13 protein-coding genes are annotated in these 15,330 nt (G+C 63.4%); 7 read left to right on the top strand and 6 right to left on the bottom strand.

Annotation, left to right across the window (positions count from 1 at the left end; genetic code table 11):
* Window positions 1-29: 29 nt before the first annotated feature.
* From fliS to GS_RS15235, 5 genes are all read left to right on the top strand, one after another.
* A complete protein-coding gene (gene fliS / locus GS_RS15255) occupies window positions 30-464 on the top strand; it encodes a flagellar export chaperone FliS (RefSeq protein WP_010943663.1) in 435 nt (144 codons plus the stop codon).
* Complete coding sequence (locus GS_RS15250; protein ID WP_010943662.1) at window positions 461-883, top strand: hypothetical protein; 423 nt, start codon at window positions 461-463, stop codon at window positions 881-883. Before fliS ends, GS_RS15250 begins: the two co-directional genes overlap by 4 nt.
* A 65-nt stretch (window positions 884-948) precedes the next feature.
* Complete coding sequence (locus tag GS_RS15245; RefSeq protein WP_010943661.1) at window positions 949-1,404, top strand: hypothetical protein; 456 nt, start codon at window positions 949-951, stop codon at window positions 1,402-1,404.
* Window positions 1,405-1,419: 15 nt separating this feature from the next.
* On the top strand, window positions 1,420-2,223 hold the full coding sequence (locus GS_RS15240) for a PilZ-like domain-containing protein (RefSeq protein ID WP_010943660.1): 804 nt from the start codon (window positions 1,420-1,422) through the stop codon (window positions 2,221-2,223).
* Window positions 2,220-3,878 (top strand): CgeB family protein, encoded by a 1,659-nt coding sequence (locus tag GS_RS15235; protein ID WP_010943659.1) that lies wholly within the window; start codon window positions 2,220-2,222, stop codon window positions 3,876-3,878. The genes GS_RS15240 and GS_RS15235 overlap by 4 nt, the downstream gene beginning before the upstream one ends.
* Here GS_RS15235 and GS_RS15230 read toward each other — a convergent pair.
* On the bottom strand, window positions 3,875-5,374 hold the full coding sequence (locus tag GS_RS15230; RefSeq protein ID WP_235044917.1) for a sigma 54-interacting transcriptional regulator: 1,500 nt from the start codon (window positions 5,372-5,374) through the stop codon (window positions 3,875-3,877). The genes GS_RS15235 and GS_RS15230 overlap by 4 nt on opposite strands.
* 176 nt (window positions 5,375-5,550) lie before the next feature.
* On the opposite strand from GS_RS15230, the gene GS_RS15225 reads away from it, so the two are divergent.
* Together GS_RS15225 and GS_RS15220 are read left to right on the top strand one after the other, a co-directional pair.
* Window positions 5,551-6,528 (top strand): amidohydrolase family protein, encoded by a 978-nt coding sequence (locus GS_RS15225; RefSeq protein WP_010943657.1) that lies wholly within the window; start codon window positions 5,551-5,553, stop codon window positions 6,526-6,528.
* Between the two features lie 16 nt (window positions 6,529-6,544).
* A complete protein-coding gene (locus GS_RS15220) occupies window positions 6,545-9,955 on the top strand; it encodes an acyl-[ACP]--phospholipid O-acyltransferase (protein ID WP_010943656.1) in 3,411 nt (1,136 codons plus the stop codon).
* 75 nt (window positions 9,956-10,030) lie between these two features.
* On the opposite strand, the gene GS_RS15215 is transcribed toward GS_RS15220, so the two are convergent.
* The 5 genes from GS_RS15215 to GS_RS15195 all read right to left on the bottom strand — a co-directional run bounded on the left by GS_RS15215 (window position 10,031) and on the right by GS_RS15195 (window position 15,319).
* Window positions 10,031-10,831, bottom strand: coding sequence for an OmpA/MotB family protein (locus GS_RS15215; protein ID WP_010943655.1), 801 nt, complete (start codon window positions 10,829-10,831; stop codon window positions 10,031-10,033).
* Between the two features lie 9 nt (window positions 10,832-10,840).
* On the bottom strand, window positions 10,841-11,605 hold the full coding sequence (locus GS_RS15210) for a flagellar motor protein (RefSeq protein WP_010943654.1): 765 nt from the start codon (window positions 11,603-11,605) through the stop codon (window positions 10,841-10,843).
* A gap of 20 nt (window positions 11,606-11,625) precedes the next feature.
* A complete protein-coding gene (locus GS_RS15205) occupies window positions 11,626-11,904 on the bottom strand; it encodes a flagellar FlbD family protein (RefSeq protein WP_010943653.1) in 279 nt (92 codons plus the stop codon).
* 65 nt (window positions 11,905-11,969) lie between these two features.
* Entirely contained in the window at window positions 11,970-13,523 is a 1,554-nt protein-coding gene (locus GS_RS15200; RefSeq protein ID WP_010943652.1) for a glycosyltransferase family 9 protein, read from the bottom strand.
* Complete coding sequence (locus GS_RS15195; RefSeq protein ID WP_235044916.1) at window positions 13,520-15,319, bottom strand: CgeB family protein; 1,800 nt, start codon at window positions 15,317-15,319, stop codon at window positions 13,520-13,522. Before GS_RS15195 ends, GS_RS15200 begins: the two co-directional genes overlap by 4 nt.
* Window positions 15,320-15,330 lie beyond the last annotated feature (11 nt).

Raw genomic sequence — 15,330 nt, 5'->3', positions numbered from 1 at the left:
CGCACGAGTCAACACCAGGAGGAACAGGAATGCTGACCCCTTTCAACCAGTATCAGAACACCCAGGTCGGGACTGCCAGCCCGGAAAAGATCCTGATCATGCTCTATGACGGCGCTATCAACTTTTCGAAGATCGCCCTCGAGCGAATGGAGAAAAAAGATCTCGCCGGTAAGGGAAAGTACATCAGCAAGGCCCAGGCAATCGTTTCCGAATTGATGAATACCCTCAATCATGACGTGGGCGGCGGCATCGCGCAGCGCCTCGAGCAGCTTTATATCTATGTCATTGATGAGTATATCAACGCCAACATCAACAATTCGCCCCGGGCTCTGGAGAACGCGATCAGGATCCTGACCGTGCTCCGCGATTCCTGGGTCGAGGCGATCGATATCTGGAAGCGGGAGCGCGACGCCGTACCCCCTTCCGTGCATCAGCCGGGTTACGTGGCGGGACAGGCACGATGACAGCCGCGGACCTGACGGCATTACTGGCCAGTGGTGAAGAGCTCTACAACCTTCTCTTGTCCGAGGCGGAGGCGCTGCTGCGCAACTTCGACACCAACAGCTCCGAGGATTTCGAACAGGCGGTGGCGTGCCGCGAACGCATCATGACGTCCCTCGATGATTTTAACGGCCGCCTTTCCTCTCTGGCCTCCCAGGACAGTGGGCACGGGGATGCCGAGCAACTCCTGTCGTCATTTCGTCGTCTCCAGGAGGAGTCGACCAAGAAAATCGTCGAGCTTGACTCCCTCGTAATCGCCCTTGCCCGAGAACGCCTTGTTACCCTCGGCGAGGAGATGTCGGCCCTTGCCCGGGGCAGAAGCGCCCTCCATAGTTATGAGGGAGGACGGGAGGAGAGGCACAACATGAGCAGGACCGCCTGAGACCGGGCGGCCGTGCGGACCGGCTTGTCACTGGGCGCACAGCACCACATGCAAGGAGGCATTTGATGAATACCTATGCTGAAGCCAACAAGCGGCAGACGCCGCCCGGCCAGACCCCGGAAGACGGAACACTGATCGTTCGGGCCGTCCTCGATGACGGGGCCTCGCACGCTGCCGAACTGCAGCGGTTCACGCTGACCACGGCCGGCCTGTTCCGGGCGGGTAACGAGCGAGCGGCCCTGGACCACTATATTGAACTCCTGGGCGGTTTCGATATGCTCATCAGGGCGCTTGCCGATGTCGCCTTCGTACTCGGCGTCGATTTCTCCACCACCCCTGTCGGCAACGTGACGCTTGAGCGATTCGTGAGTCAACTCAACACGCTCCTCCAGGAAACCATGGCCGCCCAGCAGCGCAAAGACTGGGTCCTGATAGCCGATCTCCTCGAATACGAGCTCGCACCTCACCTGGAGCAGTGGCGGGAACTGTTTGCCGCGCTCGGGGATAAGGCTGCCCGTTGATCCCGGAGTACCGCCATGTCCGCTGATGGTTCCGAGTACGGACGGTACTTCGAGCAGCTCCAGAAGGTCAATCTCACGGTACGGCTGGGCGATACCGGCTCGTTTGACGGAACTGCCGCCATTACCTCGCTGAAGGGAAGCCTTGCCTGGCTCGAGTTGTTCGGCGCCGAGCAGCCGCCCCCCAATACACTCAGCGAGGGTGCCGAGGTTTCCGTCTCCGTCTGGACCGGAGGGGCCCTCTGCCGGTGCGATGGCCGGGTTGAGACGCTGCGTGACGACCGGCAGTTCGCCATCCGTCTCGTGGGAAGGGTTCGTGAGCTGCAGCGGCGCGAATATTTTCGCCTCGACGTCTCGATTCCGTTCAGCTACGAACTGCTGGCGGGGGTGTCGCCCGAAGAAGCCCAGGAGCGTTGGCTTCACGAGAGAATGGACTCATGGCGCTCTCCGGCAATGGTCCAGGAGGGGTCAAGCTGGCGGGTCGTGGACTGGAACGGTCGCGACATCCCATCCGCCCGGGCCAATCTGAGCGGCGGCGGCATGAGGTTCAGGGTTTCCGAGGATGTGGCATCGGGGACCCTCATGCTGGTCAGTCTCTTTCTCCCGCATCCCCAGCCCCGGGTGATCTGCGTCCTGGCCGAGGCCCTGCGCTGCGCCGAAATCACTCTTACGCTCCAGGCGGGAACCCACTACTCCCTCTCCATGAGGTTCATCACCATCAGCGACAAGGACCGCGAAGCGGTCATCTCCTACCTTTTTTCCGAGCAGCGTCGTGAGTTGATGTCGAAAAGCGATCGTTTTCAGATCGGGGGACGACGGTGAGCGCAGACCGGCCGGGGGCTCCGTCCTCCGGGGTGCGGATCATGCACGGCCGCAGGGGGCACCCTACGGCCCTGGTCATGGGCGAGGACGGCACCGAGACCTGTCTTCACTCCCTCTACGATCCGATCCACGAGGCAGACTCCTTTGTTGCGGGGCCAGTGGATGCTGCGGTCCTCGTTTTCCTCGGTACCGGCCTCGGCTACCACCTGCCCCGGTCCCTGGCGAACAATCCGCACGTCAGCCGCGTCATCCTCGTGGAGCGGTACCCGGAGCTGGCCGAACTTGCCGCGGCCCGGCTCGCCCAAGGATGGAGCGGACGGATCGACGTGGTTACGCTTCCCTCAGCCGGCAGGTTTCCACCTGACCCTGAGGAGCTTGATGCCGCAGCACTGTATGTCGTCCCCCATCCTCCCTCCGTGCGGGCACACCCTGCCTGGTACGACCACTACCGCATCCTGCTTGCCACCGTGGGACGGACGAATTCCGCCACGGATCGCCCGCACGCGGCTGGGCGCCCCTTCACGATCCTTGTTCCCTTTGAAGCCTACTATGTCCAGCGAGAGTGTATCCACGGGCTCGAATCCCTGGGGCACCGGGTCGTTGTTCTGGACTGCCGGGGGCGAGAAGGGGACGAAGCATCGCTTTTCGGTGAGGCGCTCCGTGGCGAACGGCCAGACCTGGTGCTGAGCGTCAACATGCGCGGTCTCGACCGGCGCGGCGTTGCGGCGGAAATGTTGCGGCGGCTCGGTATCCCGCTCGCCCTCTGGTTCGTGGACTCGCCGGAATTCATCCTCTACGGTGAGGCGTTGCCTCCCGCCGACGGATGCCATGTCTTTCTGTGGGAAAAGAGCTACCTGCCTGCAGTGGCCGCGCAGGGGTACCGGGTGTCGTACCTGCCGCTGGCAGCCGATGTCGGTTTGGCCAAGGCAGCCCGCGTGGATGAACGGTTCAGCGCAGGATTGTCCTTTGTGGGAAACTCGCTGGTGAGCGGTTTTCTGGCCCGTCTGGCCGTCAAGTTTCCGGTTACGCCTCAGGTCATGGCGTTCGCCGGCGAGGCGGTTGAGCGAATCATCGCCGCCCGGGGCGACCAGCTGCGGCTTGCCGACCAGCTTGTGGCCGAGGGTGCCCGTTTTCTGCCGGATGATGATGCCCGTCTTTTCTTCCGGGCCTACCTGCTCCACAGCGCCACCTCCGCCTACCGGACAAGGCTTCTGGGGCAGTTGCTTCCCCTGGGGCTTACCTTTTTCGGCGATCCGGACGGTTGGCGAAAGGTGTTCGGCAGCACCATAGATGCCCGTCCCGACGTGAATTACTTCAGGGAAACCCCGGCGGTCTACGCTTCCAGCGCTGTGAATGTCAACGCCACCAGCCTCCAGATGCCCCACACTGTCAACCAGCGGGTCTTTGACGTGCCCCTGTGCGGCGGTTTTCTCCTGACCGACCGGCAAGGGGCTCTGGATGAGCTCTTTGCCGAGAATGAGGTGGCGCTTTACGACGGGATCAGCGATGTGGCTGAAACGGCCCGGTTTTACCTGGAGCGGAAGGGGTTGCGACGGGAGATCGCGGAACGTGCCCGGTGCAGAGTGCTTGGCGAGCACACCTACGGGCACCGGATGCAGAAGGTGATTGCAGAGATTTTCGGGCGCCCGGTCTAGGGCCGGCCACGATTATCGCCGCGGGCGCACTGCTCCCGCTGCAGGTACTTTTTCACGGTTCTCCGGTCGAGATTGGCCCGCCTCGCCACCTCCTCGAAAGTCCCGTGGCGTTCATAGAGCAGGCGACAATATCCTGCCAGCAGTTCCTGAGCGTCACACTCCCTCTCTGCCGCCTCTTTGAGATACCGCGGCAAGTCACCGGCCGGTTCCGGTTTCGCCTCACCCCGGTAGTGTCCCGTCACCAGCACCCGCCGTACCGCCTGCTCCAGTTCCCGCACATTCCCCGGCCAGTGATACTCTTTCCCCACATCGCGCTCGATGGCCCGACGCAGCACTTGTACCTCCTTGTCCGGAGCAGCACCCGCCAGTCGGCGGAGGATGCCAGCGATGAGCTCGTTCAGTTCCTCGGGGCGCTCCCGTACCCGCTGCCGTAAAGGCGGAATGGTGATGACATCCGAACAAAGACGGTAGTAGAAGTCATCCCTGAACGCTCCCTCTTGGCGCAGGCGGGTCAGGTCTCGATTGGTGGCCGCGATGAGCCGTCCGCTGAAGCGGAGCCGCTGGTGACTTCCCACGGGGGAGAAAATCCGCTCTTGCACCACTTGTAGAAGTTTTACCTGTACCGGCAGTGAAACCTCGCCTATCTCGTCCAGGAATATGGCGCCGTGGGGAGTGCAACGACTGAAGACACCCTCGTGGTGGTCAATGGCACCGGTAAAGGCTCCCTTCCGGTGGCCGAAGAGCTCTGACTCCAGAATTCCCTCCGGGTACTGGGACAGGTTCACCGCCAGAAAGTTGCGGGTGAAACTCTCGCTGAACCGGCCGCTTCCCGGGTCAAAGGGGATGAACCCCGAACGGCCGATGGCCGCAGCAGCTGTGCCCTTGCCGGTGCCGGTCTCCCCGAGGATCAGAACGGAAAAGTCCTCCATGCGGTCCCAGAGATGCTGCTCGAACCAACGGATGTTGTGGGTGAAAAGGGTCTGCCAGAGATGTTCGCGCACCCGCCGCAGGGAAGCGCTGGAGCCGGCAAGTCCCTCGCGGATGAAGTAAAAGGCCCGGCGAATCTGGTAGAAGAGGGCAAGATAGCGGCGACTTTCACCACCCGGGAATCCCGCCTCGTCGAATGCGGCTTGGAATTTCCCGGCAAAGGGGACGGGGCAGGGCGTGTCGCCGGCCGCGGCCTGGTCGCGGATCAGCCGGTCGAAATCGTCGAGAAAACGGTGGTACAGATCAAAGAGGAGCACCGTTCGTATCGTTTCCCTCTCTGAGACTGGGACGCGGGTCAGACTGCCGCTCAGGGCTTCCCGCAGGGCGGCGGAGCGGTCCGCCACGCGGGCTATGGCGGCATCCAGCGCGCCTTTGCGGTCGACATCGTTTCCGGCCAGGGACTGGTCAAGCTCATCCCGGCTTTCGCTGAAGGGGTTGAGAAAGGCGGCCCGGGCGACCCGGCTGAAAAACTCACGCTCGGAATGCAGGATGGCTGTTAAACGCGTCATGCATTTTATGTATAGTATGTATGCATTAAATGTCAATATGGCTCGTGGAAAAGTGCCCCGGCTTCGGAGCTGCAGGAGCTAACCTCTTGACAGGATGATAGAATCTAGTGCATGGGGGGCTTGGCACATTCCCGGCAAAGGAGGAGGGAATCCAACATCCATTCTCCGGGGGATCCATGAGCGTCATAGACATTCATTGTCACACCGCAGGGGTCGGAGCCGGCGGCAGCGGCTGCTTCATTTCGACCCGTCTGAGGGAAAGCTGGAGGTACCGGTTCTATCTGGCATCCTTCGGAGTCACCGATGCGGAGCTCGAACGGGAAGGGGACGGCCTGGTCCTGCGCCGCCTTGCGGAACGGTTGGCAGTCTCGACCCGGGTCCAGGCCGCCGTGGTGCTGGCACTGGACGGTGCCATCGACTCCCGGGGAAACCTGGACCAGACCCGGACCGAATTGTTCATTCCCAATGACTTTCTCTCCGGCCAGTGTCGCAGGTATCCCAACCTCCTGTTCGGCGCCAGCGTCAACCCCCTGCGGCCCGACGCCCTGGACCGGCTCGATGCCGCGGCTGCCGCCAGCGCGGTGCTGGTCAAGTGGCTGCCCTCGATCCAGGGAACCGATCCGGCGGACCGGCGGCTGGTTCCCTTTTACCGGCGCCTTGCGGAACTCGGGTTGCCGCTGCTCACCCACACCGGCGAGGAGCAATCATTCACCCGGGCTGACAACAGTCTGTCAGATCCGAACCGCCTCCGCCTGCCCCTCGATGAAGGGGTTACGGTCATTGCCGCCCACTGTGCCACCAGCGGCAGGAGCGAGGGCCAACGGAACCGGCACCGGCTTCTGGCCCTGTTTGCAGCCTATCCCAACCTCCATGCCGATATCTCATCCCTTACCCAGGTTAACCGCCTGGGGCACCTTCAATGGGTCCTGAAGCACCGGGAACTCCACGAGCGGCTCCTGTACGGCACCGATATGCCCTTGCCCGCCACGGCGCTCACCTCGCCCTGGTTTCACCTCTTCTCTCTCGGTCCGTTCGCAGCCAGGCGCCTGGCTGCCATCCGCAACCCCTGGGACCGGGACGTGGCCCTGAAGCTGGCATTAGGGATGCCCGAGCAGATTCTACACAACGCGGCCGGTCTCTTGCGACTCGCCTGACGACACCGAGGTTACCATGAACTCCACAGACACCGGAACTGACACACTCCCTTCATCGTTCAAACGCCTCAATCTTGCTCAGGCCCTTGGGGCGCTGAACGACAACGTCATCAAGCTGATCATAGTCTTCTTTCTCATCAGTCATTTCGGTCAGGAGCGGGCGGCAACCGTGGCCGCCATCGGCAGCGCCGCCTTTGTGGCCCCGTTCCTCTTTTTTTCGGCCCTGGCCGGTTCTCTTGCCGACCGGTTCCCCAAGGGATGGATCATCGTTCGGGTGAAGGCCTTAGAGGTCGGGATTGCGCTGCTGGCCGTGGCAGGTCTCCTGATCGCCAGCCCGTTGCTGCTCGGAGCGGTGATCTTTTTGCTTGGCACCCACAGCGCCCTCTTTGCGCCTGCAAAATACGGGGTAGTGCCGGAGTTGGTGGCGCGGGAGGAGCTCTCCCGGGCCAATAGCCTCCTGGAGATGTGGTCGTTCCTGGCAATCGTGGGGGGAACGGCCCTGGCACCGTTTCTGGTTCAACTGGCCGGCGGCCGCCATGGCGTTGCGCTACTGGCCGGAGTTGCGGTGGCCTTGTGCGGACTCCTGGTAGCCCGCACCCTGCCGGAAACCAGTGCCGCCGCGCCGGAGCGTCAGGTGGTGTTGTCCCCGGCCGCCTACTGGCGTACCCTGCGGAGCCTGAAGCATGACGGGTACCTTCTTCTGGCGGTGCTTGGCGCAGCCTATTTCCTGTTTGTGGGGGCCTTCTGCCAGCTGAATCTTTTGCCCTATGGCATGAAGCTGCTGGGGTTGCCCGAGGAACAGAGCGGCTATCTCTTCGTAGCGGCTGCCGTGGGGATCGGCGTCGGTTCCCTGCTTGCGGGGCGTCTCTCGGGACGTACGGTGGAATTCGGCGTAGTCCCCATCGGTGCCGCGGGGCTCACCCTCTGCTCGTTCCTGCTGGCAACGCTGCCGGCACATCTCCCTTCTGTCCTGGTCGCGGTGACCCTGTTCGGGATGAGTGCCGGTCTTTTCATCGTGCCCCTCCAATCCTTCATTCAGCTCCGCGCTCCCGCCGACCGGCGCGGGGAGATTCTTGCCGCCTCAACCTTCCTTAGCTGGGTCGGTGTGCTCCTTGCGTCGGCATTGCTCTGGACCCTCACCGGTCCGCTGGGGATCTCACCTGCAGGGTGTTTCGGCGTCCTGGGTGCCATCACCCTGGTGCTTACCCTGGCGACACTCCGGGTGCTCCCCGACTTCCTGCTCCGCTTCGTGGCCCTGGTTGCCATGCGGCTTTGCTACCGCCTTGCCGTCATCGATGACCGCCACGTGCCGGTGGAAGGAGGAGCGCTCCTGGTGGCCAACCACGTTTCCTGGCTCGACGCGCTGCTGCTCATCGCCACGCAGCAGCGGCGGATCCGCTTTGTCATGGAGCGGGAAATCTACCGTACCCCCGTTTTGAAGCAGCTCTGCTCTCTGATGGGGGTGATTCCGGTGTCGTCAAAGGACGGGAGGAAAGGGCTTCTGGAGTTCATCGCGAGCGCCCGCGGAGCACTGGACCAGGGATACCTGGTCTGCATTTTCGCCGAGGGGGCCATTACCCGCAACGGTATGCTCAACCAGTTCAAGGGCGGCTTCGAGCGGATCGTGAGGGGCACGAGCCATCCCATCATCCCGGTTTACATCGGCGGAGCGTGGGGGAGCATCCTCTCCTATGCCCACGGCAAGCTCCTTTCCCGTTTCCCGTCGCTTCTCCCCTACCGGGTGACGGTCCTCTTCGGTGCGCCGCTCCGGGCGGGGAGCAGTGTCCACGACGTGCGCCGGGCCGTGATGGAGCTTTCCTGTGCCTGGTTCCAGACCCGCAAGTCCCGGCGTCGTCCGCTGGGAGAGCTTTTCGCCGAAACAGCCCGGGAGAACTGGCACCGTCTCGCCGTGGCCGACACCGGCGGCCGGGAGCTCACCTACGGCAGAGCCCTGACCGGCGCCGTGGCCCTGGCGGCCAGACTGAAGCCTTTCACTGCCGGGCAGGAGATGGCAGGGGTCTGTCTGCCCCCCACCGTGGCGGGCGCCCTGGTCAATCTCGCCCTCACTCTCAACGGCACCGTGCCGGTGAACCTCAACTACACCGCTTCAGCCGACGGCATACGCTCATCGCTTGACCAGTGCGGCATCAAGGTAACCATAACCTCCCGGCGCTTTCAGGAGAAGCTCGGTTCGTTGCCGGAATTCCCCGGCGTTCTGTACGTGGAGGATCTCCTGGCAGGCCTGACCGGCGGCGACAAGTGCCAGGCTTTCCTGAAGGCCCGCTTTCTGCCTCTGCGCCTGCTGGCAGGAAAGGCCGGATTCAGCGCCGACCAGCCGGCCACGGTCATCTTCTCTTCGGGCAGCACCGGTGAGCCCAAAGGGGTGATGCTGTCGCACCACAACATCATCTCCAACCTGGAGGCGCTCCGCATGGTCTTCCGCGCTACCCGGCGGGACAATATCTGCTCTGCCCTGCCGTTCTTCCATTCCCTGGGATTCACCGGTACGCTCTGGCTGCCCCTTCTTTCCGGTTTTTCCGTGGTCTACCATGCCAATCCCCTGGACGGCGAGACCATTGCCGCGACGGTCCGGGAGCGGCGGTCGACGCTCCTCATCGCTACCCCCACCTTTCTGATGGCCTATCTCCGTCGGGCAAAGCCGGAGGATTTCGCGTCATTGCGGCTCGTCATCACCGGAGCCGAGAAATTGAAGCCGAAACTGGCCGACAGCTTCCAGGAGAAATTCGGCATCCGGCCCATGGAAGGATACGGTGCCACTGAGCTGTCGCCGGTCATCTCCCTGTCACTGCCCGACGTGGAGATCGACGGTGTCCGTCAGGCCGGTTTCCGGGAGGGGAGCGTGGGGCTGCCCGTCCCCGGCGTGGTGGTGAAGATCGTGGAGCCTGAAACCCTTGAGCCGGTTGCCGAAGGGGTGACGGGGCTGATCCTCGTCAAGGGGCCCAACGTCATGCTCGGCTACCTCGGCAAGCCGGAGAAGACCGCCGAGGTCATCCGCGATGGGTGGTACGTCACCGGTGACCTGGGATACCTGGACGACCATGGCTTCCTCCACATCACCGACCGCCTTTCACGCTTCAGTAAGGTCGCCGGAGAGATGGTTCCCCATGGCGCGGTCGAGGATGCCCTCCATGTCCGCCTGGGTCAGGCGGGGTTGGTGGCGGTGACCGGGGTTCCGGATGAACGGAAGGGGGAAAGGATTGTAGTGGTCTACACCCCCGAGGCAGGGGACGCCGAAACGCTCCACAGGTTCATGACGGAGAGCGAGTTGCCCAATCTCTGGAAACCGGCACGGGACTGTTACGTTGCAGTGGAGACGCTGCCGGTTCTCGGCACCGGCAAGCTCGATCTGCGGGGGGTAAGGGCTGTCGCGCTGGCGGCAGTGGGGCTGGGCGGGGGATCCGTGTGAAAAGAACCCGCACGAAGTCGGTTGTCGTGTTGTAGAAGGTGCAAACGGAACGAGACGCGGCCGCAGGGACGGGCGTTACTGCGCCCTCTCCGGTTCTCCCCGCTCCCCTTCGCCGGAGAGGAGAACGATATCCACCCGCCGGTTCTTGGAGCGGCCTTCAGCGGTGTTGTTGTCGGCGATGGGGCGGTATTCGCCGAAGCCGGCAGCTGAAATGGCACCGGGATCAAAGTCGTAGGAGCGGGTGAGGAAGTGGACAATGTTGGTGGCTCGGGCCGTGGAGAGTTCCCAGTTGGAGGGGAACTGGACCGAGCTGATCGGCATGGTGTCGGTATGCCCCTCTACCCGGACCGGGTTGGAGTAGGCGGACAGAGACTCGGCAACCTTGGCCAGGAGCGGATAGGCGCTTTCCTTGACGATGGCGCTCCCCGAGTCGAAGAACCCCGCTTCCTTGAGACTCACCACCAGACCCCGCCGGTTTATGCCCACATTAACCTTATCCTGGGCTCCCTGCTTGATGAGATAGGCCTCGATGGACGATTTGATGGCCTGGAAATCCTTCTCCGTTGCCCGGATCCTCCCCTTGCTGTCGGCATTTTTGCCCTGACCCCGTCCCTTGTTGGTGAGATCCGGCGCGATTGACGGCATGATCCGCATGTCGGACGAATCCAGTACTGCCGGCCGGGGTGCCGAGCCGGTGGCGGTGAACCCGAACGATTCCCGCATGGACTGCATGACTTGCTCGATCTTTTCCTTGTCCGACTGGCCCATGGCGTAGAGGGTCACGAACACGGCAAACAGCAGAGTGATGAAGTCCGCGTAGGAGACGAGCCACCGCTCGTGGTTGGGTTCTTTCTCATGCTTCTTCGGCTTGGCCATGACGGAATGCTATCCCTTCTTGTCACCGGCGCCGTGCTGGAGGAACGCCTTGAGCTTCTGCTCGATGAAGTGGGGGTTCTCGCCGTTCTGGATGGCGATGAGCCCTTCGATGATCATGTTCTTGCAGATGAGTTCTTCCTTGATGCCGTGCTTGATCTTTGTGCCGAAGGGGAGACAGATGATGTTGGCGGTCATGAGGCCGTAAATGGTCGCAACGAAGGCCACGGCAATACCTGCCCCCAGTTTGGAGGAGTCGGACAGGTTGCCCATGACGTGGATGAGACCGAGCACGGCACCGATGATACCGATGGTGGGGGCGTAGCCGCCGGCCGCCTCGAAGAACTCGGCGCTCTGCTTAGCGTGTTCTTCGTAGTAGGTGACCTCGATCTCCAGGGTTTCCCGCAGTTTCTGAGGGTCGATGCCGTCCACGACAAGGGATATCCCTTTCTTGGTGAAGGGATCCTTCACGTTCTGGGCTTCCTGCTCCAGAGAGATGAGGCCGTTGCGCCGGGCCTTGGCCGCGTAGCCGATCAGGTCCTTGATGACCTTTTCAGGGTCGTTCTGGGCCGGCATCAATACCTTTTTGATATCCTTGGCCGCGCCAATGATCGTCTTCATGGGGAAGCTGACGAACGCCGCCCCGAAGGTGCCCCCGAGCACGATGATGGCCGCTGTGGGCTGGATGAGGGCGGTCAGGTGCAAACCTTCCAGCAGCGCTCCGCCGAACACCGCCCCGAATCCCATGACGAGGCCTATGATTGTCGCTATGTCCATACGTCGCCTGACCTTTCCTGTTAGTCGGTGTTATGGCCCGGTTTCAAGGGGCAGCGGGGGAGGTAGCTTCCCTCCATCTTGCGCCGGAGATACTTGCGGCCGTGGCCGCCGAGAGCGCGTTTCATCACCGACGACTTGAAGCTGATGATACGGGCGACGATGGCGTCGGTTTTTTCGATGACCAAGTAGCGACGGCCGTTGGAAAGAACGATATGGGTGTCCGGGGTTTCCTCGATGGCCTCGATGAGATCCGGGTTCACGAAAAAAACATCGCCGTCGAGACGTGTCAGTCTGATCATTGGAGTTCCTCTTCAGAAAATGGTCCGCTATGATATCGTTTCGGCCGCGGACCGGAAAACTTTAGCTACAGCAGTGCCGCCAGGCAGCGCCCGGTCTCGTAAAGGGAACGCGTCTCCCGCGCGATCCGCCCCAGCTCCTCGCCGGTGATGTTTTCACGCATGAGCGTCAGGAATTCGGTGACCGGGGCCAGAGGTTCGTGACGATAGCCCATGAGCTTCACCTCCGCCTCGATGGCCGACTCCTTCTCGCCGAGGCGCCGGATCTCGTCCACGGGCAGGGGCTTTTTCCGAGCCGCCCGGATGATGGCCTCTGTTGCTTCAATCCCCCGCCCCGTGAGCTCCCAGAAGGCCCGCAAGGTCTCGTCGCCGGGAGCACCGCACCCCTTCGTGCTTCCGTCGAAACATCCCTTCCAGGCGGATTCGCGCCGCTTGACCTGCTCTTCTTCCCAGGCGTCCACATTGAACAGGCCATCCCATGTCAGGTATCCGTCGGGAGCAAATGAACTCCGATAGACCCTCACGCCGGAAAAATCGGCATTCCCCAACCCATCAGCGCCGGCCAGGATCATGCGGCAAGCCGAGAAGACCGCCTCGGGAGAAATGGTGTCGCGGCAGACCGGATCGGCGCAGACCAGGCTGTAGGGGCAGGGCGAGCAGGGCAGGTCGGGCTGGAGCGCCAGGTGCCCTTCGCCATAGGGGCCGGTGCAGCGGAAAAAAGCCGGGCCAATGCAGAGCATGACCGCGGGCACGCCGGCCGCGGCGGCGAAGTGCATGGTGCCGGTGTCGTTGGATACCAGGGCCGCGCAGCGCCCCACCAGGGAGTAGAGTTCTTCGATCCCGGTTTCGCCCACCGCGTCCACGGCCGGCATTTCCATGGCGGCCATAGCCTGCCCGGCCAGGTGCTTTTCCACGGGAGCCCCGAAGAGGATGGTCCGTACCCCCAGTTCCCGCTGGAGCCGATCCGAGATGCGGGCGAAGTGCTCGGCAGGCCAGATCCGGGTCGCCTCGCTGGCCCCCAGCTGCAGTCCCACGAGGCGCTGCCCCCTGAGCCCATGGCGGTCCAGGAAGTCGTCGGCGAATCGCTCCCCCTTCTCCGTGGCGACCAGTTCTACCCGGCGCCCGTCTGGAGGGACCTCGCCCAGCCGGGTGAAGATATCCACCAGGTTGATGGCGTTATACTTGCGGATGTTGTCGTTGAACCAGCTGAAGATGTACTGCCCCCAGAGGGTCACGATGTTCCGCTCCCCGGCCTCGTCGGCCGAGATGCCGGTGCGGCGGCGGCTCGTGACGCAGGAGGCGAAAAAGGCGGAGAGGCGCGAACAGGTGATGTTGACCAGCAGGTCGTAGCTCCCCTCCTCCAGCTTCCGGACGAACTCATCCATCTTGAGGTAGGGCACCAGGGGAGAATCGCCGGTGGCGATGTCCCAGGCGATGTCCTGCTTGTTGAGGACGATGGTTCGGTCGATGCCGGGGAGCAGCGGCAGGATGCCGCAAAAGCGGTCCTCCACGATGGCGGTGATCCGGGCGCCGGGGTGGGCGCGGCGCAACGCCCGCACCAGCGGCGTCGTCTGGATCAGGTCCCCGTATCGGGCTATGGCGAGAAGGGCGATCTCTTTCATTCCGGAATTTTCTCCCAGAGGACCTCGACGTTCTGGAGCATGAGGAACAGCTTTTCGGCCCGGGAGAGTTTCCCCTGGCCGGTCACGATGGTGCCGAGCACATCGTTGAGGGTGAACCAGCGCTGGTCGGGGAGCGTGGCGAGCAGGCCGGCGAGCCCGGGATGCCGGTCCAGGTCGGCCATGATTTCGTCCCGCTGGTCTGCCCGCTGTCGGATCCGCTCGGCCAGGTGGGGGAAGGTGCCAGTCATGAGGGCCACCAGTTCAGCCATGCGGTGTTCGTAGGTATGCTCAGCCAGGACCCGGGCCATGCCGCGGCCCGCAACCTGCCGCCGTTCTTCGGGATCGGCCAGGAAGCGGCTGATCTTTTCCCGTGCTTCGTCAAGACAGCCGAAGGTTTCCAGCTCTCCCTCATCGAACAGCTCCGGCAGAAGCGCGCGGCGGTCCACCAGCTGGAAGGCCCCGCAGGCGGCCAGCTCGAAGGTCCGGGGGTTCACGAAGTCTCCGTCGGGCACCACCCCGTCGCAGGTGGTGGAGGAGTGGAGGTTCAGGTTCACGGCTGACGCATTGAAAATCTTGACCGTGGTCTCCGTGTCGATTCGTGCGCCACCCCGCTGGATGAAGGGGACCAGGGGCGAGGGGAAGGGCCAGTCGCTCCCCCAGATCCGGAAGGGGAAGTCGGTGAGTCCCTTGAAGAATATCTGCCGGTTGTAGTAGCCGGCCCCCACGAAGGAAAGGGGGCTGCCGAACTCTTCCCGTTCGGCCGGGGTCAGCTCCATTGGCCGGTGGACCGACGGTTCGGCGCAGGTGGGGAGGTAGGCATAACGGGTAACCCCGGCCCGGGCCAGTTCAGCGGCGAAGTTGTCCGTCTGGATGCCGAAGAAATAGGACGCAGCCGGTGCCGAGTCGCGCCAGTAGGGGAGTACCCGGTAGTCCTCCACGAACCAGAATGCCGTGGGGATTCCCCGGGCCTCGATCCGTTTCATGGTCTCGGGGAGGAGCGGCGCCTGGGCCAGGGCCAGGATCATGTCGGGCCGGGTCTCCCGGGCCCGCAGCTCAACCGCCTGGGAGAGGAGCGAGGTGAGCCCGGCGTGGAACGCCCGGCGGCTCTGGTTGAAGATGAATTCCTTGCCGAAATCCATGGCCGCGGCCAGCCGTTCGCTCTCGAAGGGGATCACCTGGTGCCCCAGGGCCCGCAGGGCACGTGCCGCGTGGTGGGCCGCCGGCAGAGAGCCGCCGTAGATGGGGTTCACCAGCAGGATTTTGAGTCCCCCCCGGGCCGCCGGGTCGTATCCGTCGGCGTACTGGGCAAGGGTGGCCATGTCCGGGCTGATCCGGACCGTGGCCGGATGGGCCGTGGTGTTGCCCCGCAGGAGGTGGTTATGGCGGCGTCGGATCAAGTCGGCGGGAATCCCTGCCATCAGTTCGAAACGCTCCAGAACGGGTACCAGGTCCGACGCCTCCAGGGCGGCTTTCAACAGCGCCAGGCTTTTTTCGATGACCGTACCGCCAAAGCCGAGGGTTGCCAGTTCCCGCAGATGGTGGCCGAGGCCGAAGCCGACCACGGTGAGCGGGGCATCCGGCGTGAACCGCTCTGCCTGTGCCCGTGCCCATTCCTGGGCCTCCCGTGTGGGGTTGTAGGGGGAATGGAGCCAGACCTCGCCGCTGCGGGCCGTGGGCTCGCCGTTGCGGGCCTCGCCGAGATGGAGATCTCCGCCCGGCGTCACGGCCTCAAGGCATTCGGCCAGGGGCGGATTGCGGCGATGCAGGGCCGCTATGTTCTTCTCGAAATGGGACATGGCCAACCGTT

Origin of the sequence: Geobacter sulfurreducens PCA, from assembly GCF_000007985.2 — a bacterium.
GTDB classification, from domain to species: domain Bacteria; phylum Desulfobacterota; class Desulfuromonadia; order Geobacterales; family Geobacteraceae; genus Geobacter; species Geobacter sulfurreducens.
This window is presented reverse-complemented; position numbering and strand designations above follow the sequence as displayed.

What these genes read in the sequence shown, in the direction of transcription:
- GS_RS15230 (WP_235044917.1), bottom strand. Translation starts at nt 5,374, where the DNA reads ATGACGCGTTTAACAGCCATCCTGCATTCCGAGCGTGAGTTTTTCAGC.
- GS_RS15240 (WP_010943660.1), top strand. Translation starts at nt 1,420, where the DNA reads ATGTCCGCTGATGGTTCCGAGTACGGACGGTACTTCGAGCAGCTCCAG.
- GS_RS15220 (WP_010943656.1), top strand. Translation starts at nt 6,545, where the DNA reads ATGAACTCCACAGACACCGGAACTGACACACTCCCTTCATCGTTCAAA.
- GS_RS15210 (WP_010943654.1), bottom strand. Translation starts at nt 11,605, where the DNA reads ATGGACATAGCGACAATCATAGGCCTCGTCATGGGATTCGGGGCGGTG.
- GS_RS15225 (WP_010943657.1), top strand. Translation starts at nt 5,551, where the DNA reads ATGAGCGTCATAGACATTCATTGTCACACCGCAGGGGTCGGAGCCGGC.
- GS_RS15200 (WP_010943652.1), bottom strand. Translation starts at nt 13,523, where the DNA reads ATGAAAGAGATCGCCCTTCTCGCCATAGCCCGATACGGGGACCTGATC.
- fliS (WP_010943663.1), top strand. Translation starts at nt 30, where the DNA reads ATGCTGACCCCTTTCAACCAGTATCAGAACACCCAGGTCGGGACTGCC.
- GS_RS15250 (WP_010943662.1), top strand. Translation starts at nt 461, where the DNA reads ATGACAGCCGCGGACCTGACGGCATTACTGGCCAGTGGTGAAGAGCTC.
- GS_RS15245 (WP_010943661.1), top strand. Translation starts at nt 949, where the DNA reads ATGAATACCTATGCTGAAGCCAACAAGCGGCAGACGCCGCCCGGCCAG.
- GS_RS15215 (WP_010943655.1), bottom strand. Translation starts at nt 10,831, where the DNA reads ATGGCCAAGCCGAAGAAGCATGAGAAAGAACCCAACCACGAGCGGTGG.
- GS_RS15205 (WP_010943653.1), bottom strand. Translation starts at nt 11,904, where the DNA reads ATGATCAGACTGACACGTCTCGACGGCGATGTTTTTTTCGTGAACCCG.
- GS_RS15195 (WP_235044916.1), bottom strand. Translation starts at nt 15,319, where the DNA reads ATGTCCCATTTCGAGAAGAACATAGCGGCCCTGCATCGCCGCAATCCG.